Origin of the sequence: Streptomyces sp. NPDC051921 (assembly GCF_040680975.1) — a bacterium.
Classification (GTDB): Bacteria; Actinomycetota; Actinomycetes; order Streptomycetales; family Streptomycetaceae; genus Streptomyces.
In genome coordinates this window covers 1-20,243 of the sequence record NZ_JBFAXU010000040.1, presented here as the reverse complement: position 1 = coordinate 20,243, position 20,243 = coordinate 1, and the positions used below count along the sequence as shown (strand labels likewise).

Annotated in this window: 14 protein-coding genes; 8 read left to right on the top strand and 6 right to left on the bottom strand. The window is 71.4% G+C overall.

Annotated features, from left to right (window positions below; translation table 11 throughout):
* The first annotated feature begins 74 nt into the window (after positions 1-74).
* Together AB0M16_RS34930 and AB0M16_RS34925 are read left to right on the top strand one after the other, a co-directional pair.
* A complete protein-coding gene (locus AB0M16_RS34930; RefSeq protein ID WP_365350316.1) occupies positions 75-677 on the top strand; it encodes a 3'-5' exonuclease in 603 nt (200 codons plus the stop codon).
* Positions 678-1,236: 559 nt separating this feature from the next.
* The gene (locus AB0M16_RS34925) at positions 1,237-2,697 is read left to right on the top strand and encodes a catalase (protein ID WP_365350314.1); all 1,461 of its coding nucleotides are present in this window, start codon (positions 1,237-1,239) and stop codon (positions 2,695-2,697) included.
* Positions 2,698-2,926: 229 nt separating this feature from the next.
* Here AB0M16_RS34925 and AB0M16_RS34920 read toward each other — a convergent pair whose 3' ends face one another.
* Entirely contained in the window at positions 2,927-3,397 is a 471-nt protein-coding gene (locus AB0M16_RS34920) for a hypothetical protein (protein ID WP_365350312.1), read from the bottom strand.
* Positions 3,394-7,104, bottom strand: a complete 3,711-nt coding sequence (locus tag AB0M16_RS34915; RefSeq protein WP_365350310.1) for a CHAT domain-containing protein — start codon at positions 7,102-7,104, stop codon at positions 3,394-3,396. Before AB0M16_RS34915 ends, AB0M16_RS34920 begins: the two co-directional genes overlap by 4 nt.
* A gap of 381 nt (positions 7,105-7,485) precedes the next feature.
* Here AB0M16_RS34915 and AB0M16_RS34910 point away from each other — a divergent pair, with 381 nt between their 5' ends.
* A complete protein-coding gene (locus AB0M16_RS34910) occupies positions 7,486-8,397 on the top strand; it encodes a GNAT family N-acetyltransferase (protein WP_365350308.1) in 912 nt (303 codons plus the stop codon).
* Positions 8,398-8,586: 189 nt separating this feature from the next.
* Positions 8,587-8,949 (top strand): hypothetical protein, encoded by a 363-nt coding sequence (locus AB0M16_RS34905; RefSeq protein WP_365350306.1) that lies wholly within the window; start codon positions 8,587-8,589, stop codon positions 8,947-8,949.
* 235 nt (positions 8,950-9,184) lie between these two features.
* Here AB0M16_RS34905 and AB0M16_RS34900 read toward each other — a convergent pair whose 3' ends face one another.
* The gene (locus AB0M16_RS34900; protein WP_365350304.1) at positions 9,185-10,036 is read right to left on the bottom strand and encodes an SDR family NAD(P)-dependent oxidoreductase; all 852 of its coding nucleotides are present in this window, start codon (positions 10,034-10,036) and stop codon (positions 9,185-9,187) included.
* 103 nt (positions 10,037-10,139) lie between these two features.
* Between AB0M16_RS34900 and AB0M16_RS34895 the strand changes: the two genes are divergently transcribed.
* The 4 genes from AB0M16_RS34895 to AB0M16_RS34880 all read left to right on the top strand — a co-directional run bounded on the left by AB0M16_RS34895 (position 10,140) and on the right by AB0M16_RS34880 (position 14,236).
* Positions 10,140-10,751: a CGNR zinc finger domain-containing protein gene (locus AB0M16_RS34895; RefSeq protein WP_365350302.1), complete on the top strand. Its 612-nt coding sequence runs from the start codon at positions 10,140-10,142 to the stop codon at positions 10,749-10,751.
* Between the two features lie 367 nt (positions 10,752-11,118).
* The gene (locus AB0M16_RS34890) at positions 11,119-12,315 is read left to right on the top strand and encodes a PQQ-binding-like beta-propeller repeat protein (protein ID WP_365350300.1); all 1,197 of its coding nucleotides are present in this window, start codon (positions 11,119-11,121) and stop codon (positions 12,313-12,315) included.
* Between the two features lie 199 nt (positions 12,316-12,514).
* Complete coding sequence (locus tag AB0M16_RS34885; protein ID WP_365350298.1) at positions 12,515-13,519, top strand: RNA-binding protein; 1,005 nt, start codon at positions 12,515-12,517, stop codon at positions 13,517-13,519.
* Between the two features lie 393 nt (positions 13,520-13,912).
* Positions 13,913-14,236 (top strand): hypothetical protein, encoded by a 324-nt coding sequence (locus AB0M16_RS34880; protein WP_365350296.1) that lies wholly within the window; start codon positions 13,913-13,915, stop codon positions 14,234-14,236.
* Positions 14,237-14,537: 301 nt separating this feature from the next.
* On the opposite strand, the gene AB0M16_RS34875 is transcribed toward AB0M16_RS34880, so the two are convergent.
* The 3 genes from AB0M16_RS34875 to AB0M16_RS34865 form a co-directional block, all read right to left on the bottom strand.
* Complete coding sequence (locus AB0M16_RS34875; protein ID WP_365350294.1) at positions 14,538-16,241, bottom strand: CAP domain-containing protein; 1,704 nt, start codon at positions 16,239-16,241, stop codon at positions 14,538-14,540.
* A gap of 465 nt (positions 16,242-16,706) precedes the next feature.
* On the bottom strand, positions 16,707-18,560 hold the full coding sequence (locus tag AB0M16_RS34870; RefSeq protein WP_365350292.1) for an N-acetylmuramoyl-L-alanine amidase: 1,854 nt from the start codon (positions 18,558-18,560) through the stop codon (positions 16,707-16,709).
* Positions 18,561-18,797: 237 nt separating this feature from the next.
* Positions 18,798-19,583: a helix-turn-helix domain-containing protein gene (locus AB0M16_RS34865; protein WP_365350379.1), complete on the bottom strand. Its 786-nt coding sequence runs from the start codon at positions 19,581-19,583 to the stop codon at positions 18,798-18,800.
* Positions 19,584-20,243 lie beyond the last annotated feature (660 nt).

Here is a 20,243-nt window from a genome sequence, read left to right as displayed (position 1 = left end):
TTCGGCCCGGGGAGGGACACGGGCCGTGACGAAAATCGGGTGATCTTGGCTGGGAGGCTTTCTAGGCTGCCCTTATGGACAGCGGAAGCGGGACCGTACTTCTGAACGTCGTCGACGTCGAGGCCACCTGTTGGGAGGGGCAGCCTCCGGCCGGTCAGGTGAGTGAGATCATCGAGATCGGGCTCACCGTCGTCGACCTGGCGGCGGGCCGTCGGATCTCCCGGCACCGGGTGCTGGTACGGCCGGCGCGGTCCGCGGTGAGCGACTTCTGCACCGAGCTCACCGGCCTCACCCCGGCGGAGGTGCAGTCGGGTGTCCCCTTCGACGAGGCCTGCCGGCTGCTCACGGACGCGTACGACGCGCGACGGCGGCCCTGGGCGAGTTGGGGCGACTACGACCGTCTGCAGTTCGAGCGGCAGTGCGCGGCCGCCGGTGCGCCGTACCCCTTCGGTCGGCCGGCGGAGCGCGGGCACACCAACGCCAAGGCCGTGTTCACGGAGGCGTACGGGCTGCGCAAGCGGCCCGGGATGGCGGGCGCGCTGAGGATCGCCGGGCTTCCCCTGGAGGGGCGCCATCATCGGGGCGAGGACGACGCGTGGAACATCGCCGCCCTCGTCCTCGACCTGGTGGACCGCGGGGCGTGGCCTGGCCTGGCCCCGTCCGAGGGCCCGGTGTAGCGAGCTCGTGCACGGTAGGCGGTGAGACGTCGGGGATTCCGGTGGTCACCGGAGATGCCGCGTCCGCGGCAGCCGTACGAAGGCGGGGATGGTCGGGCACGGTGTGGCGCCGACGCCGCGGGCAGGCCAGGACCGGTGGCCACTGCGGCCGCCGGGCCTCTCCTGGGGGCTGGGGCCGGCGGCGGCCTGGCAGCCCTGCGGAGGGCGTACCGCTCGACGAAGCCGCGCTTCGAAGCGCTGCACGTACATCTGCACCGGCTGGGTAGACGACGGCCAGGTGCACGCCCAGGCCTTCGCCCCGGTGTGGGGGTAGGAACACGGCGAGTCACAGCGAGCCACATAGAGCCACATCGCATCGAGGCGCAGCGAGCCACAGCGATCGCGAGGCCGAGGAGGGTTCCGCTGCGCTGCGGGCAGCAGGATCCGCACATGACGAGGTCGGTGCTCGGCCGAGGGCGGGACGAGTGTCCCGTCCCGCAGTGGGCGGCTGCCTCGGGTCGCGGCTTCGGGCGAGGCAGAAGAGGGTGGGCGTGCGCGCGACAACGAAAGGCAGGCCACGATGACCGAGAGCCGACCCGCGACGACGACCGATTCGGGCGCCCCGGCGGAGAGCGACGAGCATTCGCTGACGGTGGGCCCAGGAGGTCCGATCCTCCTCCAGGACGCCTACCTGATCGAGCAGATGGCGCAGTTCAACCGGGAGCGGATTCCGGAGCGGCAGCCGCACGCCAAGGGCAGTGGCGCGTTCGGCCGCTTCGAGGTGACCCATGACGTCAGCCGGTACACCAAGGCGGCGCTGTTCCAGCCGGGGACCCGCACCGATCTGGTCGCCCGCTTCTCGACGGTGGCGGGTGAGCGCGGCAGCCCGGACACCTGGCGGGACCCGCGGGGCTTCGCGGTGAAGTTCTACACGTCCGAGGGCAACTACGACATGGTCGGCAACAACACGCCGGTCTTCTTCGTGAAGGACCCGATGAAGTTCCAGCACTTCATCCGGTCCCAGAAGCGCCGGGCCGACAACAACCTGCGCGACCACGACATGCAGTGGGACTTCTGGACCCTGTCGCCCGAGTCCGCACACCAGGTGACCTGGCTGATGGGTGACCGGGGCATTCCCCGGACCTGGCGCCACATGAACGGCTACACCTCCCACACATACATGTGGATCAACGCGTCCGGCGAGCGGTTCTGGGTGAAGTACCACTTCAAGACGGATCAGGGTATCGAGTTCTTCACCCAGGACGAGGCCGACCGCATGGCCGGAGCCGACTCGGACTTCCACATGCGGGACCTGTTCGAGCACATCCGGGACGGGGACTTCCCGTCGTGGACGCTGCACGTCCAGGTCATGCCGTACGAGGACGCGGCGACGTACCGGTTCAACCCGTTCGACCTGACCAAGGTCTGGCCGCACGGCGACTACCCGCTCATTCCCGTCGGCCGGATGACGCTGGACCGCAACCCCACCGACAACCACGCCGAGATCGAGCAGGCGGCGTTCCAGCCGAACAACTTCGTCCCCGGCATCGGGCCGAGCCCGGACCGGATGCTGCTGGCGCGGCTCTTCTCGTACGCGGACGCCCACCGGGCCCGACTCGGCACCAACTACCAGCAGCTTCCGGTGAACGCGCCCGTCGTCGACGTCCACACGTACTCCAAGGACGGGGCGATGGCCTATCGGAAGAGCTCCGATCCGGTCTACGCGCCGAACTCCAAGGGCGGACCCGCCGCCGACACCGAGCGGTACGGCACTCCGCCGAGCTGGACCGCCGATGGCGAGATCACCCGGACGGCCTACGTCTCGCACCCGGAGGACGACGACTGGGGACAGCCCGGCACCCTCGTGCGCGAGGTCCTGGACGACGCGGCCCGCGACCGCCTCGTGGACAACGTCGTCGGTCACCTCCTCGACGGGGTGAGCGAGCCCGTTCTCGAACGGGCCTTCACCTATTGGAAGAACACCGACGCGGACCTCGGCAAGCGCATCACCGAGGGGGTCCGGGCCAAGCAGGATTCGTAGGTCCCGGGAGGATTCGCAGGTCCCGGGAGACGGCCGCCGGTCCGGACGGAGAGGGTCCGGGCCGGCGGGGGCGTAGGGTCGCACCGCGGCCGGTGCGACGAGTTCCGGTGCCCACATGCGATCGCCGTCCGGCGGCAGGGCGCGACGCGCCCTGCCGCCGGCCGCTGGACTGCCCCCTCTGGCCCCCTTTCGTGTCCGTACGGCGATGTGGGCGGATGCTTCTCGACGGTCAGAGTTCGTGAGCGCCAGGGCCGGCCTGCGGAGTCGAGCGTCGGTGCTGCCCGTCGTCCCCGGCGGATTCACCGTCCGGTGCGGCGCCGTCGGACGCGCAGATCTCCTCGACGACGACCTCGATGATCCGGTCCCGTTCTGCCGGTTCGAGGGCAGGGGCTTCGTCCGCCCGGTCGAGCTGCACCCGCACGCGGCGGACCACGGCGTCCCTATCCGGTTCGGCCGTACGGCGACGCAGATCTGTGTAGACGGTCCAGCCCAGGCCGGCGACGGCGACGACCAGAGAGCCGAGCGAGACCGGGTCCAGGAACCTCTCGGGCGCGCGACCGGCCGCCCCGTCCCGTCCATGCAGGGCGGCCTCGACGTCCGCCGCCAGTCCCTCTCCCGGCAAGCGTCGGGCCGCGGCCCGGGCCACCCGAGCGACGGGGTCGGCAGGGTCGGGTACAACGCTGGTGTCGTCGTGGCTCACGGCTGGTCCTCTCCTTGGGGCGGGGTGGTCAGGTACGCCCGTACGGCGGGCGGGAGCACGTGTCCGGTCACGGCCCGCCACGCTGCTGCGACGGCGGGCAGGCCGCCTTCGGCTGTGGCTTTCCGCAGACTGCGGGCGATCGGTTCCGTCACGGGATGGGGAAACTCCTCGAACGAGGACACCGCCCTGACCCGCCACTCCAGCGTGCCCGGCAGATCTCCCTGCGCTTCACGGCTGGTCGCGAGCCCCTCGCAGGCGTACACCATGCCGGTGCGGTCACCGGCCTCGGAGGCCAGCTCCCGGGACTGGCGGTACCACGCCTCTGCCTCGTCGGGGTCCCCGCGGATGCCGGCCACGCGCCCCAGGGACAGAGCGGCGGAGCACCGAAGGCGCCGGTCGCCGATCTCCTCGGCCGTTCCCAGGAGGTCGCGGAGGAGACGCTCCGCGGCCGCCGCGTCCCCTCGGATCAGGGCGAGGTTGGCCAGCTCGTAGGAGATCACGGCGGCGGTCCTGTGACTGCCGAGGTGCCGCGCGATCCCCAGGCCACGGTCGAGCCACGCGGCTGCTTCTCCATAGCGGCGTCGGCCGCGGGCCGCCATGCCCAAGTGCTGACAGAGAACAGCGATGAGCGACTGGTCGCCGATCTCCTCCATGACGGTGAGGGACGCGCGGAACCAGCTCTCGGCCTCGTCCCAGGCACCCCGGTCACCGGCCAGGGTCCCGAGATCGTTCATCCATATCGCCTGGTGGCGGAGATCCCCGACCTGTTCCGAGGCGGCTGTCGCTTGACCGTAGTGCTCCTCGGCCCGCGACCAGTCCCCCCGCCCGTGAGCGATCCGTCCCAGCTCGCCATGGGTGATGGCGAGGCGGCTGGTCCGCTCCTGGCTCGGCTCCTGGTCCTCCAACGCGGCGAGAACGGTCAGATACGTACGTTCGGCCTCGTCGAACCGGCCGAACGCCGATTGTCGTGAAGCCTCCACGCCGACGAGGTACAGCCAGAGACGCCCTGCAGCGGTGTCCAGAGGGGGCGGACCGCTGTCGTCGGTCTCCGTGGCGATCCGGCCTCGTTCGATCCAGATCCGGGCCTCCGACTCCGGACCGCGGACGTTCCAGTACGCGCTCAGGCACGAGACCAGGTCACCGGCATGCTCCCACCTCCGGGCCTCCAGAGCCTGACCGAACAGCGCGGTCATGGTTGCCTGGTGCTCGGCCATCAGAGCGATCGGGTCCGAGGCCTCCCCGTGGTCGAGCTGCTCCCTGAGCCATCGGCCGAAGTCGGCGTAGGCACCCAGGAAGGCGGCCTCGGCCGCCGCGCGCTCCGCGCCGTACCTCGCACGGTCCTCGGCCCTCCAGCGCATGGCGAGGTATCCGGGAAGCGCCGGGTGGATGCGGTACGTCCGTGCGCCGATCCGCGTCAGCAGCCCCACGTCCGCCGCCCTGTCGAGGGCCTGCTGCCATGCCTGTGCCGTCCGTTCCCGGAAGCGTTCGGGTACGAGCGGGTGCTCGGAGAACAGTTCCAGTACGTCGGCGTCGGCGACCCGGTGGAAGAGGCACACCGCCACCAGCGCCCTCTGCTCGTCCGCCGGCAGGTGGTCGAAGGAGTACGTGATGCCGGCGGCGAGGGAGGCCGTGCGGTCGCCCGTCGGGGTTCCCTCGTCCCCGTGGAACCCGCGTACGCCCTCCGCCGTGCCCCGTAGGCGTTCCAGGAGTACGCCCGCGTCCGTGGTGTCCACGTGCGGCAGGACGAGCCGCATGGTCAGCGGGTGGCCGTCCATCCACTGCATCAGCTCGCCGAAGGATCGGGCAGCGCGACGGCGGCGGGCCGCGGGGTAGGGGGCCAGCAGCTGGTCGGCGTACACCACCGACTCCTCCCGGGACAGCCCCCCGACCTCGATCCGGCGGGCCCCGGCCGGTCCTTCGGGCAGCCAGGATTCCCGGGTCCGGCTGGTCAGCAGGACGGCACTGCGTCCGCCACCTGCGACCGAGGTCAGAAACTCCCTCAGCTCGGCCAGGTCGGCGGTGGTCAGCGGCGGAGTCGCCGACGGCGGGGCCGGCATGGTGTGGACGGATTCGACGTTGTCCCAGATCAGCAGGGCGCGGCGGGTGGCCAGGAACTCATCGACCGCCGCCCGGCGTCCGGCTTCGTCGAGCAGTGCGAAGCGGGCACCGAAGACACGCAGTCCGATCGTTCCGAGCACTCCGGGCAGGCCGGACGATGCCTGGCCCGGTTCGAAGGACTGCCAGAACACCCACTCCGGTTCGTCCACCGCGCCGGTGTCCCGGTACCAGCGGGCGAAGGCCTTGGCCAGCTCGGTCTTCCCGGTGCCGCCCGGGCCGTGCAGGACGACCACCCGTTGGTGCCGGGCGGCCGCTTCCAGTTCGTAGAAGAGGGCGTCCCGGCCGACGAACTCCCCCACGGACACGAGGTCCTGTGTTCCGTCGGGCTGACCGCTGGACTCCGTCGGGTGCGCGGCGATGCGGTCCAGGATGGCGTCGAGACCGGGTCGGCCCTCCTTCGCGGCGGCCCGGACGAGCCCCGGGAAGCGGACTTCGCTGCGTGCGTACAGCACCGGCACCGCCCAGTCGGAGAGCGGGAGCGGGCCTTTGGGCGAGGGGCGGTGGTCGCGGTCCGCGAGCCTGCGGCGGCCCGCGGCCACGGCGTCGACGAGCCGGTCCCCGGCGAAGAGGCGCTCGTAGAAGGCGGTCATGAACTCCGCCGCCGCGACCGCGTAGACGGAGTACGCCATGGCCACCACCGCGGCCGTGCCCTCTTGGAGCAGACGGGTCGCCACGGCCGCCTCCACTCGGGCCCCGAGCACCGCGGACCGGCAGGCGTTGAGCACCACCACCGGGACCTGGGCCTCCGCGAGCACCCGGGCCACCCGTGCGGCGGGGACGTGGTCCGCACCGGCACCATCGGGACGCTCGAAGGCGAGCATTCCCTGCGGGCCCGGCCCGTCGTAGGTGCGCGGGTCCCGGCCGGTGCCGCCGGGTGGTTCCTCGCCGAAGGCCCCATGGCCGTCGAAGTGGACGATCTGGAAGGGCTCGCCCCGCTCCCGGCCCTCGCGCAGCACCTCTCGCAGCCGGTCCAGAGTGGGGGGCCGGAGCACGACCAGGTCCACGCTGCCGCGGACCGCTTCCAGCCGGTGCAGCAGGGGGCGGGCGATCATGCGATAGGCCACGTCGGCGGTGCCGTTCGGGCGGGAGATCACCATGAGCACCCGCAGCCGCGAGCCGGGGACCGTGAACACCCGGGCCAGGTCCGCGGTCGGCAGGCCGCGGGAGAGGGCGATGTCGGGGGCGAGGGCCAGCGGGCCGGGCCGATCCGGGTCGGCCATCAGCTCCCAGGGCAGGCTCAAGGTCTGAGCATGCCCGGACATCAGGACGATCTCCAAGGGGCCGCCGGCGGCCCTGGCACGCTGATAGGCGTCGCGGGCCGGGCCGGCCCCGAAGACGGAGTCGAAGATACGGGCGCCCCACACGGGCAGCCGGGCGGCGATCCGGGGACCGCGTTCGCTGTAGACGCCGAACGGCGCTTGCAGGTACTCCTCCAGATACCAGCGCAGCTGCGCCAGTGCCTCCTCGTCGAGCGGCCAGTCGATCGGCACGGGTTCGCCGACCGGGCTGGGCAGCAACTCGCCGGCCGGCCATGCCGAGACCTCCAGCAGGCCCGACGCCGTCACCCTCAGCAGCAGGCGCTCGGTCACACACGCCAGCGTAGGCGGGAAGTCTGGCCTGTGTGACTGCTTCGCCCCACTCGGGGCCAGAATCGTCCACGCAGCGGGCCGAGCCCGCCCCGTCGATGTCCGAGGGCGGCAGGACTGCTCGAAGTCCCGCTGGGCATCGATCGGTTGGCGCTTCGGGGTGCGTCCCGCACCTTCCGGACCTCACATCCTTCAGGGGCACGCAATTCCGTGGACGAACCTCCGGGAGAGCACGTACCTTATGTCTTCACGCCCTGAGATCGACGGAAGGAGGCGAGTGCCGTGCAGTCCACACTTTTCCAGCGCTCCATCTTCCGCTGTCCCGGCGTGGTTCGTCAGTTCTGACCGGGAGCGCTCCAAGCAGTCTGTATCCCGGAGGAATCCATGACCGATCTGGTCATCCGCGCGCTCTCCGCGCGCGACGCTCATCTCTTCGATGGGCTCCCCGACCCCCTGGGCGCCCGTGAGAGCCATCGGCGCACCCGGTTCCGCGACGACTGGAAGCGGGTCGCCCTGCGCGACGGCAAGGTCGTCGCACGCGGCGCGTGGTGGGGCGGCCCCGACGACTCGGAGCCCGTCAACGTCAACTGGTTCGACGTCGCCGAGGGTGAGGAGGCAGCCGGAGCCGAACTCCTGCGCTCCGCTCCCTGGCCGGTCGAACTCGAGATCAACCTGCCCGGCGGCTGGCGGGAGAAGGCCGACCTGCGGGCCGCCGCCGAAACACGCTTCGCCGCCGCACGAGCCGCCGGGTACGAACTCCTGGTGGAACGCTTCCTGTACCGCTGGACCCCGGAGCGAGGTCTGCCCGACCGGCCCGGACGCCTGCGCTTCGGCGCCGAGCCCGACGACGCCGTCTTCTTCGACGCGTTGCGCCGCATCCACTCCGCCACCTTGGACGCCCACGCGCTCACGGCCATCGAGGAGGGCGGCCTCGACCGGGCCGCCCAGGAGGAACTCGACTTCTTCCACTGGTGCCCCTCCCCCCGGGAGTGGTGGCAGACCGCGCACACGCCCGAGGGCGAACTGGCCGGCATACACATCCCGGCCCACAACCCCTCCGGCCCGACCATCGGCTTCATCGGCGTCATCCCGGAACAACGTGGCCGCGGTTACGCCTACGACCTCCTCGCGGAGTGCACCCGCTTCCTCGTCGAGCAGGGCGCGGAGTTCATCAGCGGTGCGACGGACCAGGCCAACTTCCCCATGGCCGCGAACTTTGCCAAGGCCGGCTTCCCCGTCACGCGTGAACGCATCAACTTCCGTCCGGCGGGCCACGCGGCCCAGCGGGCAGTGTGACGCGGTGAGCGGTCCGGTCCGGGGGCAGGGCTGGACCGCTTGCCGACCGGGAGGTGGCGTCCGTCGGTTGATCTCTCATGTGACGAGATGGCCAAGGGTGCATCCGGGTGGACATCCCCCGAGGTCGCAACTGGCGTCCGCTCCACGGCCGTCGTCCTCTGCAGTCAAGCAACGACTCAGGAGGCACTCATGACTGGGATTCAGGCATTCGCCACGACTCCGATCGCCATGACGGATCTCGACCCGTACCGCTTCCCTGCCGCGTTCATCGACGACCGACAGGACGAGATGTCCATGGCCCGCGTCTCCCTCCCGTTCGGCGACTACGGGCTGACGGCGGCCACGCCCGCACCCGCGCCCTCACCCTCGAGCAACCTGTCCGACAGCCTCCAGCCGGCCGACCGCCGCCGCCTGGAGCTGCACGCCGCCCTCACCACCGCAGGCATCGCCCCCTCGCCTGGCGACCGCGACGCCATCGAGGCACTCTGCACCCTGGACGACACCACCCACGTAGCACTCCGGCGGTGGCTCAGCCGGTTCGACAACCTCTGACCGCAGTCGGCGGGTGGGGACGCACCGGGCTTCGGCTGCGGCGGCGGTTCAACCAGCTGCGGCAGTTCGAGAAGCAGGTCTTCGACGTTCTCCGCCGAGGCCACCCGCACCGGCGGCCGTCGCGTCCACGCACGGGACGGCCGCCGGGCACTCTCCTCTCTCGCTGGTCATGGCCGGCCGGTGCGGCGGGCCGGGCCGCGTCTGCCATGACCATGTTCCCGGCGGGATGCGGGCCCTACTGCTCGTCGACGGCGTCCGTCACAGCATGCCAGCCGTCCAGGTCGGCGATCCGCGCCTCCAGAGCGGGGCGCATGCCCGTCGCGCTGGAGACTCCGAGGGCAAGGCGCAGTGGAGGGTTGGGGCTGTCGACCGCGGTCCGGATGCCCGCGGCGACCCGCGCCGCGGCGGAGAACGCGGACGCCGGCAGCTCTCCGATGCCCTTGTGGACCTCGCGGACGGTCTGGTCGTAGTCGGCCAGGCCGGCCGCGACATCGAGGTTGGCGAGGAACGGAGTCGCGGTCATCCCGGGCTGGATGATCGTGACCTTGATGCCGAGCGGTGCGACCTCGGCCGCGAGCGCGTCCGACAGTCCCTCGACCGCGTACTTGGTGGCGGCCAGGAGACCCACGCCGGGGTGGGCGGACTGCCCGTAGACCGACGAGCCCTGGAGGATGTGGCCGGACCGCTGGGCGCGGAGCACCGGCAGCGTCGCGCGGAGCACGTTGAGCACGCCGAAGACATTGGTGTCGAAGACGGCGCGGACCTGCTTGTCAGAGGCCTCCTCGACGGCTCCGAACAGTCCGTATCCCGCGTTGTTGGCCACGACGTCGATACGGCCGAACCGTGCCAGCGTGACTTCCACTGCGTCCCCGACGGCCTGCTCGTCACGTACGTCCGCCTGGATGAGCAGCAGGCGCTCACCGTGCGCTTGTGCCAGTTCGTCCAGGGAGGAGGTGTCGCGGGCGAGGGCCGAGACGGCGTCGCCGTTCTCCAGCGCCTGGAGCGTCAGTTCGCGGCCGATGCCGGACGTCGCGCCGGTGATCAGCCATGTGCGGAGGTGGGCCTGGTGATTGAGTGTTCCAGTCATGTTGCGACCGTAAGGCGTTAGCTCGCAACGCGTCAATTCATATCGCCAGGAAGGTTGCTCACTAGCTGGATTAGCACCGCTCGCACTGATGTAAGGTGGAAGGATGATCACTGCCGCAGCCGGACCCCCCACACCCCGCCCTCGCGCCGTCACGCCGACGGTGGAGACCGTCCTCGCGTTCGTGAACACGCGCGCGGACGGGTCGGGTCGCCGCGAGTTGTTCGGGGACGGGGAATCCTTCGCGGCGTGGCTGGCGGAGCACGAAGCGTTCGGCGGCGAGACCGTGGTGACCGACGCCGACGCCGCGGTCGCGCGCGAGCTGCGCGATGCCCTGGTGACCGTGCTGCTCGCACACTCGGGCGACGAGGAGTTTCTGGGTGAGCCCCTGCAACGTGCTGAGCAGCACCTGCGGCGTGTGGGTTCGCTCTACCCGCTGGCGACGGTGGTCACGGCCGGGGGTGTGGAGCTGGCCTCGCCGCAGGCGGGGGTTCCTCGCGTGTTCGGAACCGTACTCGCCGCGGTGACGACGTTCGCGCAGAGCAGCGACTGGGGGCGCATCAAGGCGTGTCGGAATCCCCCGTGCCACTTCGGTTTCCTCGACCGCACCCGCAATGGGGCAGGGCTGTACTGCAGTACCGGCTGCGGCTCCCAGGTGTCGATGCGCAAACACCGCCAGCGGCAGCGCGATGGCGGTGGCGCGCCGTCCGAGGCATGAGACCGGCCCTTTCCGGCGCGGAAGGTGTCCACCCCCACGGGCGAAGAACGTGCGCGCTCGGACGGCTGGCTTCGTTGCCGAATGACGGTTCCGCCTCAAGCCCTGTGGAGCGGTGACGAACCGTCACGGCTCCGCACCGGCACGAGCTGTGCGGGTGATCACGTCTCTTCCAGTCTGACGGAGTCTTGATCGTTTCGATCCAGGGGTGGGGATCCGTATGGCAGTGCGCACGACAGGTGACACGGGACCGGGACGGGAGGGGTGACTGTCGCCCCCCGAGGGAGCGCGGCGGCTCCGCCCCGTGCTCTCGGCGGTCGCTGCGCTGCTCGTCGGCCTCACGACCGGCTGCTCAGCCCCCGGGGGATCGATGCGCGTCGTCTGGGAGGCTCCGGTCGACGACAATGCCCGGGACTACGGCAACGGTGCCTGGCTCGTCGGGGACACGCTCGTCCGCAGTCGCTACGACGCCGTCACCGCTTTCGACGCCGCGTCGGGCGACCGACGGTGGGAGTACGCACCGCCGGGTCAGGACCACGTGTGCGCCGTCGGTCGCCGCGAGGCCGGCTCCGTCCTCCTGCTCGCCCGGGGGGGCCGGGGCCCGGGCGGTCACGGCTGTGCGACCGTCGCCGCGCTGGACCTCACGACCGGCCGGGAGCTGTGGCACGTCCGGCGCGTCCCCGCCGATCTCACGGAGTCGCTCACCGACATGGTCGCAGCCGGGGGCGGGCTCGCCGTGCTGCGGGACGGCGACGACCGATGGGTCCTCGAGACCGTCCGGCCCGCTGTTCAGGGATCGGAGGCCCTGCGTGCTTTCGACCTGGTGACCGGTGCCCCGCGCTGGAAGGCAGCGGTTACCGCGGGCTGTGTGCCCGAGCGCGTCGCCGCCGGCGAGCGACAGGTCCTCGCGGTCCTCACCTGCGGCCGCACCGAACTACGGCTGGCCGCGTTCGACAAGGCCGACGGGAAGGCGCTGTGGTCGGCGCCGCTCGGTGGCCGTCCGACTCCGGGCACGGACGCGGAGGTGACGCTGCTGTCCACCGACCCCGTGGTCGCGCAGGTCGGCGGCACCGCGGAAGGCGTGCCGGGCGCCTACCTCGCCTTCGGCGAGAACGGGACGCCCCTGGGCCGGATCGAGTCCACCGGTGGTCACGGCGCCATCCCGTCCCACAGGCCCGGGCTGGTGGCGGTCGCCGACGGGCGGCTGTACGCCGCCGCAGAGGCCAAGCGCGGCAAGGAGTACGTGAACCGGGTGGTCGCCTTCGACCTTGCGAAGGGCACCGAGGTGTGGCGGCACGACCTGGAGTCCGGCCGCGGCCTCGCACTCGAAGCGGCCGGCGGCCGGGTGACCGTCCTCGCCCGCAGCCTCGGCCGCAGGCATGACGGCAGTGAGGAGCTCCTGGTCCTCGATGCGGCCACCGGCAAGGAACGGGAGGCCCGCGACACCGGGGCCGACTTCGACCACAAGACCCGCGAACTCGCGGGCCTGCTCACCCACGAGGACGCGGTCGTCGCCGTGCGGTGGGGCTGGGGCGTGCGGCCCTTCTCTGCTTACGCGCGCGGGTGACGTCTGGGGCGTCAGGCCAGGAGAAGCGGTCGCAGAGCAGTTCGCATCCGGCAGAGGGCGGCATGGCCGGCCACTTCGCGCACGATCGGGACGACCTGTCGCACGTCATGAAGTGAGCAGGCTCCTCCGTACCTGGCTGATCACACGGCCCTGTCTCACATCCGTGGCATCTCCGCGTCCAGCGCTGCAGGATGGCGGCGTGCAGCTCCCCTACGTCTATCGCGTCAGTAAGTACGACCCCGCCGACCGTGACGATCACGGGCACTACACCGGCGCCGAGGACACCACCAGCGACCACGGCGAGGTCGAGGCGGCCTACCTTCTGGCGGTTCAGGCGTTCGCCGCGGATACCGGCGTCGACCGTCTGTCCGTCCGCGAGCCGGGGGGCACGTCGCTCGCCCATTTCGGCCTTGAGCCACCTCTGGACGGCTGCGGTCTCGACACGCTCTTTCCGAGCGGTCTTGCCGGTTTTCACGACGGAGCCGAGGTGCCGCTGGGTGTCGGGTTGGAGCTGGTGCGGCTCATGCTGCGCGACAGTGGCGCCTGGTGCCGACTGGAGAGGGAGGCGGCGTTCGCCGTGCACGTCGGATGGGACCAGTACGTCTACGTCGGCAGCAGCCGGCCCTGCCACGCGGCACTTGCCCGCACCCGCGACCTCGGGCTCTTCCCTGAACGTCTGGACGTCTCCCCCTACGACTTCGAGCCCGACGAGGACGGCGTCCTACGACCGGGCGACGACGCCTTCTGGGCCGCTCTGCGCCAGGCAGTCGCCTGCGGCCGTGCGGGACTCCTGGAAGAGGGGTACCTCCAGAACGCCTCGCGATGGCATCGCCTCACCGGCGACACCATCGACACGGTGCGCGCCGGACTCGCTCCCCGTGCCCGTCTCGCCGTGTGGCCGAACCTGTCCTCCGACACCGCTGCCGTCCTCGAGGCCCTCCCCTCCGAGGGCCTCGTCGAGGTCGTCTGGCAAGACGGGGACGGCCAGATGCACAGCGCCGTCGCTGACGAGGACGCGTACCCGGAGCTGGCCGCCCGGACAGCCGGTGCCCACGCTGCAGCGGTTCTGCCCGTCTACGCCGATGCTCGTCTCCCTCTGCTCTCCGCCGTCATGCCCGACGGCGACGGAGCGCTGCGTGCCCGCTGGAAGGCCGAGCGATCCCTCAGCGACACGGCACAGGGGCACCCACAGGCGGACGGATGACCCACAGGAGGCCCGCAACGGCGCCCACCCGGTGCGGAGTCACCGAACAGAGGGCGCGGTGACATCCGTACCAGCCGGTCACAGCGGAGGCCCCGCCGTCGGCCTGCCCGGAGAAGTTCTAGGAGCTGCCGCCGAGGTCGGCCACCAGGTCTTCGAGGATGCGTCCAGGAACCACGGTCACGCGGGGACGGTCGCAGGTCCGGCATCCACGCGCAAGTGAGTTCGGGAGCAGCGTCGAACGGTCACCGACCACAGCGCCTCGCCTCCCGCACTCGTGAGTGCAGCGCCATCTCCCTCAGGCCCGGTCGCCGAGGCCGCGGCGCCCGAGTCCACCCTCAACGACGCGCTGCCGGCAGGCCGTTGCTCGCCGGTGCCGGTCGTCGTTCTCTGGGCATGCGCGACGACCAGAACCCCCGCCCCCGCTCCCGCCCCCGATCCTCGCAGCGGCCGGCCCCGCCCGGCAGGCCGCGGACCGCACGTGACCGGGCGGCCCAGTCCCCGAACTCCCGGAAGCAGGGCGGGGAATTCTTCGCCCGGCTCGCGGCTGTGGCCGACCTGGCCGGCAAGGGCAAGGAGATCTTCGCGGAGACGGAGCGCGCCCTGGACACAGCCAGGAAGATCGGCGTCCACGTCCAGCAGCTCTACGGCATGGTCAGGGACCTCGTCGCCGAGGTCCGGTCGAGCGCCGCGCCTGACTCCGGCGCCACGGACCGGTGACCTCGGACCGGTCTCTCGGGGCCGGGTGGCATCGTCGAACGTCGCAGGCAGCAGGAACAGCAGGCGGGCGTCGCACACTTGGGGGGCCGGAGGGGGCGTGGGCGGGGTCACGGCGCGGGCGGGGCCGGTGTCGCGCGTGTACCGGGCCAGGGTCCTCGGCGGGGCGAGTCTCGGCCGCCATCGAGGCCGACCGACGTGCGGTGGCCGGCGGGGCCGGTGGGCGTGGCCCCGCCGTGTCACGGCCTGATCGCGTCCTGACTTCTGACTTCTGACTTCTGACGTTGCCTCCGCCGGGGCGGGGCTAGCGTGCGCCGAATACCTGGGTCCAGTACGGGCCGCCGGAGTTGTGGATGCCGACGCCGATTTCCTTGAAGTCGCAGTTGAGGATGTTGGCACGGTGACCCGGGCTGTTCATCCAGGCCTCCATGACCTGCTCGGGACTGCTTTGGCCCATGGCGATGTTCTCGCCGTACGTGGACCACGGATAGCCGGCCGCGGACACGCGGTCGCCGGGGCCCGCGCCGTCGGGGTTGGTGTGGTCGAAGAAGTCGCGGGCGGCCATGTCGTCGGAGTGGCCCTGGGCCGCCCTGGTGAGAGTGGCGTTGGCGGTGAGGGCGCCGCAACCGGCCTTGGCGCGCTCGGCGTTGACGAGGGCGATCACCTGATCGGCGAGCGAGGACTGACCGGAGCCCTGCTTCGTGCCGCCGCCCTGCCCGTCGTCCGTGCCGCGCGTGGCGGTGGCCTTCCGCCGGGCAGGGGACGCGGTGGCGGGTGTGGTCGGGGACTTCGGGGAGCCGGTCGCCGTGGTGGGCCGGGCAGCCTTGCTGGGGGTGGTGGCCGTCTTCGGCGCGCCGGGGGTCTGGGCCGCAGAGGCGGACGCGGAGGTGGGGGTGGAGGGGGACGCGGACGCGGTGAGGGCGCCGGGTTCGTTCGTCAGGCTGCCGTCGAGGTCCGGAGCGGCGGCCCGGTTGGCTTCCACGAGGTCGCCGCTGCCGCGTCCCGTGTTCAGGGCGAAGGCACCGCCGGTGACCGCAACGACGGCCAGACCGGCCGCGACCGCCACACGGCGCCGAGTACGTTCGTCGGCCTGACGACGCCTACGGCGATCAGCCCTGGTACCTCGCCGTCCACCCGCGGCAACGACGGCGTCCCGCCCCTCGGGCACGTGGTGGCCCGAAGCATCGACCGGGACGGCCCCGAACGTCTCGGTCGGGGCGAGGGCTTCGGCCCCGGCCACACCGGCGGGTCCGGCCATGCCTGCGGCCCCGGCCACACCGGAGGGGGCGGCCACACCGGCCGGGTCGGAGCGGTCCGCGGCGCCCAGCGCCCAGGCGTCCGGGCCACCGGCGTCCGGGACGGCCGCCGCGTACGCAGGACGCCGGCTGCCGTCGGTCCCGGCGAACCCGGTGGCGCAGTGACCGCAATAGGTGGTGTGCTGGGCCAGTTGGTCACGCCACGCGGCGCCGGGGTAGCCGTCCCAGCCGGCAGCCTGCTCATCGAGGACGGGGCAGCGGGGGGCGTGGGCGAGCGCGATGGTCACCGACCGGGCCGCGTCCACGCGTACGCGCATCGCCTCGAAGCGCAGCGCCGTGTCCTGCAAGGACCAGTTCAGCGCCGCCGCCGTCTCGTCGCGCCCCACGACCCCGTCCTGCTCCAGCGACCACAGGGCCGCCAGCACCGCGTCCTCCACGTCGAGCCAACACGCGGCGTCGGCGACACCGGCGCCGGGCGCGGCCTGGAGCGGAAGGCCCGCCGCGTGAGCGAGGGTGCTCGCCACGCCGATCCCGATGAGCCAGGGTCGGAACGCGTCCGGCGAGGCGAGGGTGCCGAGTGCGAACTCGGCGCGCCCCAGGGTGTCCCTCACGATGGCGCGCACCGCGGCGTCGGCACCGGGACGGCCCTCGAGGGCACGGGCAGCGAGCGCGTGCACGACGGGCTCGTGACCGCCTATGAGCTGCTCGCGCGCCCAGCTGTCCCCGTACTGCGCCGCCCGTATGAGCTCCACATCCGCCAACCGCTCAAATACCGAAACTCGCTGCACGCCGCACGCCCTTCCGTACCTCTCGTGAAAACCCGTACGCATGGGAGAGCCGACACCCGGGGCCGGATAACGAGAATCAGAAGAACAAGCGCTATGACGCGCGTCACATGCTTCCCCACACCGCCGACCCGCCCCGTAGCGCGCCTTCGGGCCGGCGTCAGGGCCTGGAGTCAGGAGGCAGGATTGATGCCGACGACGCCTGGCGCCCCCGCCTCGTGTGTGGCCTTGCCGTCAGAGGACGCCCGAGTCTCCTGGCGGGCCTTGTGGTGGAGCGTCGGACCCGGCAACGAACTCGCCGTCATGCCGCGCCGTCCACCAGGCCCCGGGCGCCGGTGCGCCGGCCCCTCGCAGGGGCCCGGCCGGGCTAGATTGCGATGGCCGGGGTGGACGAAGGCGCACTGCCGCGACGGCCCGCAGGGGGAGCCTAGGTCATCGGCGCGTCTCCGCGGTGTTCACGGTGGCCAGGCGGCGGCTGTACTGGATCACCTCGTACTTCTGGTCACCCGTGACCACGACTTCCGGGCGCGTGGGCGTGGCGGGGAAGAAGTCGTCGGCGGCCACCGGTGTGCGAGCGGCCACGTACGCCTGTCCCTGGGGGAACGTGTACATGTTGAACCGCGTCTGTTCGGAAGCGGTCACTCCCCGGGGGTACTCGTCGGCGCGAGGGTAGGCCGTCGTGTAGACGGACACCGACTTCGTCCCGCTCGCGGGACGGATGACCCGCGCGTTCGGGGCGGGGCGGGTGTGCGCACCCGCCGGGTTGTGGATCCATCCCTTCCGCCCACCGAACCAGATGGCCGTCCAGTCCCCTCGCACGTCGGCGACCACGAATTCCTGCCCCCACACCACGGTGGCTCCCCAGTCGTCGATGCGGTCGGTCCCCGCCGACCCGTCCGGGTGGAGGGCGGGGTCGGAGACGAGCGGGGCACCGTCACGGGGCTCCGTGCGGACGAAGAGGAAGTTCGAAGGCTGCGTCTGAGTCCGGCACTTCGGGGCGCACACCGTCACCGTCTGCGCGTTCTCGCCGTACGTCGGGGCGATCGTGACCGCCTGCCCGATCCCGACGTTTCCGCCCGTCGCGCCCCGCTCGGTCTCGGGATCCTGGCGGTGATCGGCGTCGAGGAGCGACATGAACTTCTCCCAGTCCCAGTAGGGGCCGGGGTCCCAGTGTGCGTCCGGTGCGCGGGCCGGCCTCGGTGGAAGGATGTTGTCGTGGCCGATGATGTGCTTTCGGTCCAGTGGGACGTCGAAGCGCCGTGCCAGGTAGCCCACGAGCGCTGCCGTGGCCTTGTACTGGGCCGGAGTGAACCACGTGGGCCCCTGGGCAGCGTATCCCTCCAGTTCGATGCCGACGCCGTGCAGGTTGACCCAGTAGTTTCCGGCGTGGAAAGCGATGTCCTTGGTGGCGACCATCTGCGTCGCCTCACTGCCGTCGGCCTTCATCACGTAATGCGCGGAGACCCCACTGACGGGGTCCTGGAACCAGCTGACTCCCCCGTCGTAGGACCCTTCCAGGTCATGGATGACGATGAAGTCGACGTCCATGCCGTTCGACTTCCGCGTGGACACCTGGTAGTTCGAGGCGGCAGCGGGAACGAACCGGCAGTGCAGCTCGCTGGGGCACTCCGGCACCGCCGCCCCTGCCGGCGCCCGCAGCCTCAGGGACGCGAGCTGCGACCTCGCCGGACGGACGGCCGGTCTCTTCTGCAGCGACACCGTCTGGCCGTCCTCGCGCACCCGCTGCTTGCCGGTGCGGATCACCGTGAACACGCCGTCGGCGAACCGTCCGGCCGTGGCGGTGTCGGCGGCCTGGCTGTAGCGCGCCACGGCCCCGTACCAGCTACCCGGGTCTGTCGGGATGTCACGGGTGATCTGCCGTTGGTACGAGGCGAGCAGAGCAGCGCCGCCCCGGAGGTTCTGCCGTTCGTCCCGCTCGAGCGTCCGGGGTGCGACGCCGAGCATCGCGGCGGCGGCCTGCAACGTGTGCTCGGACGGGTCGTCGGTGCCCGTGGCGTCCACCGGCCCCTCGCCCGGGCGGTGGGCGTACGTCTTCCCGGACGTCGTGTCCGTCAGGTGCATCGGACCGTAGCCGCCCTTGGTGCTGGGGCGGCCGTGATGGCCCTCCCACCACGAGGACTCGTAGCTGACGCCCAGAAGCACTTCCGTCGGCACACCGAACTCTGCTGCCGCCTGCTCGGCCGCCCGCTCGAAGCCGCCGGGGGTCGCGTCGGAGGGTCGGGCGTACCCAGCGGCGCCACAGCCCCAGACGAGGGCTACGGCCACACCCACAGTGGCGAAACCCCGGTGTCCCTTGTGTCTTCTGGCCACACCACGTCCCATTTCACCTTGGAGGTCGGAATTGTCGTCGAGGCCGGTCCCGCGGCCGCCACCATCCTTCGGCCCGACGCCTCCCGGCCTGCCCGACACGCCCGACACACCCAGGCCCGTCACCGCCCCGGAGCAAAGCTCCCGAGGCAGCATCAGTACGGCGCCGCCCACACGGCGAAGTCCGGCCGGTCGTCACGGCGCCGGTGATTTCGCCTTGTCCGTCGATCCGCCGGACACCTGGGGTGCGTCCGGAGTGTAGAACGCGATCATGAGTCGGCCGCCGGGTGAAGACACGGGTTCGGCAAGGCAGTTGATGAGACGGCCGGGCCCGTGTACGGCGTGCCGGAAGGGGAGCTCCTCACCGTCGAAATGGGGAACCGGGCCCGAGGCACACCGTCGGTAGACGGGGCCCGCCACCGGGTCGTCGAGGACGTCGCGCTCGAGACCGGCGAGTCCGGGAACCTGAGGATGCAGACCTGCCGCGTGCCTGAGGTGGGGCATGACGGCGGGCGCCCATCGGGCTTCCCACTGCAGCATGAGTTCCGTGCGGGCCGCGGGATCCAGGAGCAGCCAGCGCATCATGTTGGACGGGGCGCGCTCGCCGGGGAACAGGCGCCGGAAGTCGTCGTTGTGGGCGATGACGTTCCACTCCACGTCGTGGATGTACGCGGCCGCGCCCGAGATCCGTCGGATCGCGTGCTGCCATGCTCCCCCGACGACGGCTGTGTCCGTGAGCGGATGCAGCGGTGCCGGCGGGAGCTCCTTGCGGGTCGACCGCCACAGGAACGCCCATTCATGTTGGCTCAGTTGCAGGACCCTCGCCACCGCCGTCAGGAATTCGGTGCTCGGACTGGCGATGCGGCCGTTCTCGAACCGGTTGTAGGTACCTTGGGTCCTCTTCAGAAGCTCATCCATCTGCTCCTGGCTCAGCCCAGCCGTCCGCCTGCCGGGTCCGGATCTGCGCGCGGGAAACCCCATCGTCACGGGGTCGAGGGCGGCCCGGCGCTCCTTCAGGATCCGCTGCAGACAGTCTCGGTCACTTTCAGGGAGCAGCATCCGTGTGCCTTCCGGTCGGGCTCTGTGCAGCGGTGGCGGGTCTGGGTGAACCGATTATCCGGCGATTCGGGCATCGCCACCTGGGACGTCCTCTCGGGGGCGATCGGCAGGGCGGTGCCGTGCCATGCCATGCCGTGCCGTGCAGGTCTTCAGGCACGTGCGGGTCGAAGAAGTGCCACGCCTTCGTCCTGCGGCCCGCCACGACGAGAAAGAAGTCGTGCCGTGCACGCGCACAGGGGTCCACCGCCCCCTGCGGCGGACGCGCGCACCCACCGGCAGCGACGGCCCAATTATCTGCACGTCCACACCCTGGAAAGGAAGATCACGCAGACCGAGACTCGCCTCAGGCAGCCGTCCGGTTCGTGCACCGCGTTGGGGAGTGCACGGACGACGGCGGCCGGCCGACGGAACAAGGAGTGACGCCGAAGCCCGGATCGGCCTCGCCGCCACTCGCTGATGGCCCGTTGGGCTGCCGGACAACCCGATTGACCGGCGAACATCCGCCGGTGCGACAGCCGGGCCCTGCCCCGGACGACCGGCAAGCACACCTCTACAGCGCAAGGAGCACAGCATGAAGGCGCA

Bases quoted from the DNA above. Each gene is read 5' to 3' on its own strand.
- AB0M16_RS34930 (WP_365350316.1), top strand. From the start codon at position 75: ATGGACAGCGGAAGCGGGACCGTACTTCTGAACGTCGTCGACGTCGAG.
- AB0M16_RS34925 (WP_365350314.1), top strand. From the start codon at position 1,237: ATGACCGAGAGCCGACCCGCGACGACGACCGATTCGGGCGCCCCGGCG.
- AB0M16_RS34910 (WP_365350308.1), top strand. From the start codon at position 7,486: ATGACCGATCTGGTCATCCGCGCGCTCTCCGCGCGCGACGCTCATCTC.
- AB0M16_RS34905 (WP_365350306.1), top strand. From the start codon at position 8,587: ATGACTGGGATTCAGGCATTCGCCACGACTCCGATCGCCATGACGGAT.
- AB0M16_RS34900 (WP_365350304.1), bottom strand. From the start codon at position 10,036: ATGACTGGAACACTCAATCACCAGGCCCACCTCCGCACATGGCTGATC.
- AB0M16_RS34895 (WP_365350302.1), top strand. From the start codon at position 10,140: ATGATCACTGCCGCAGCCGGACCCCCCACACCCCGCCCTCGCGCCGTC.
- AB0M16_RS34890 (WP_365350300.1), top strand. From the start codon at position 11,119: ATGCGCGTCGTCTGGGAGGCTCCGGTCGACGACAATGCCCGGGACTAC.
- AB0M16_RS34880 (WP_365350296.1), top strand. From the start codon at position 13,913: ATGCGCGACGACCAGAACCCCCGCCCCCGCTCCCGCCCCCGATCCTCG.
- AB0M16_RS34865 (WP_365350379.1), bottom strand. From the start codon at position 19,583: ATGGGGTTTCCCGCGCGCAGATCCGGACCCGGCAGGCGGACGGCTGGG.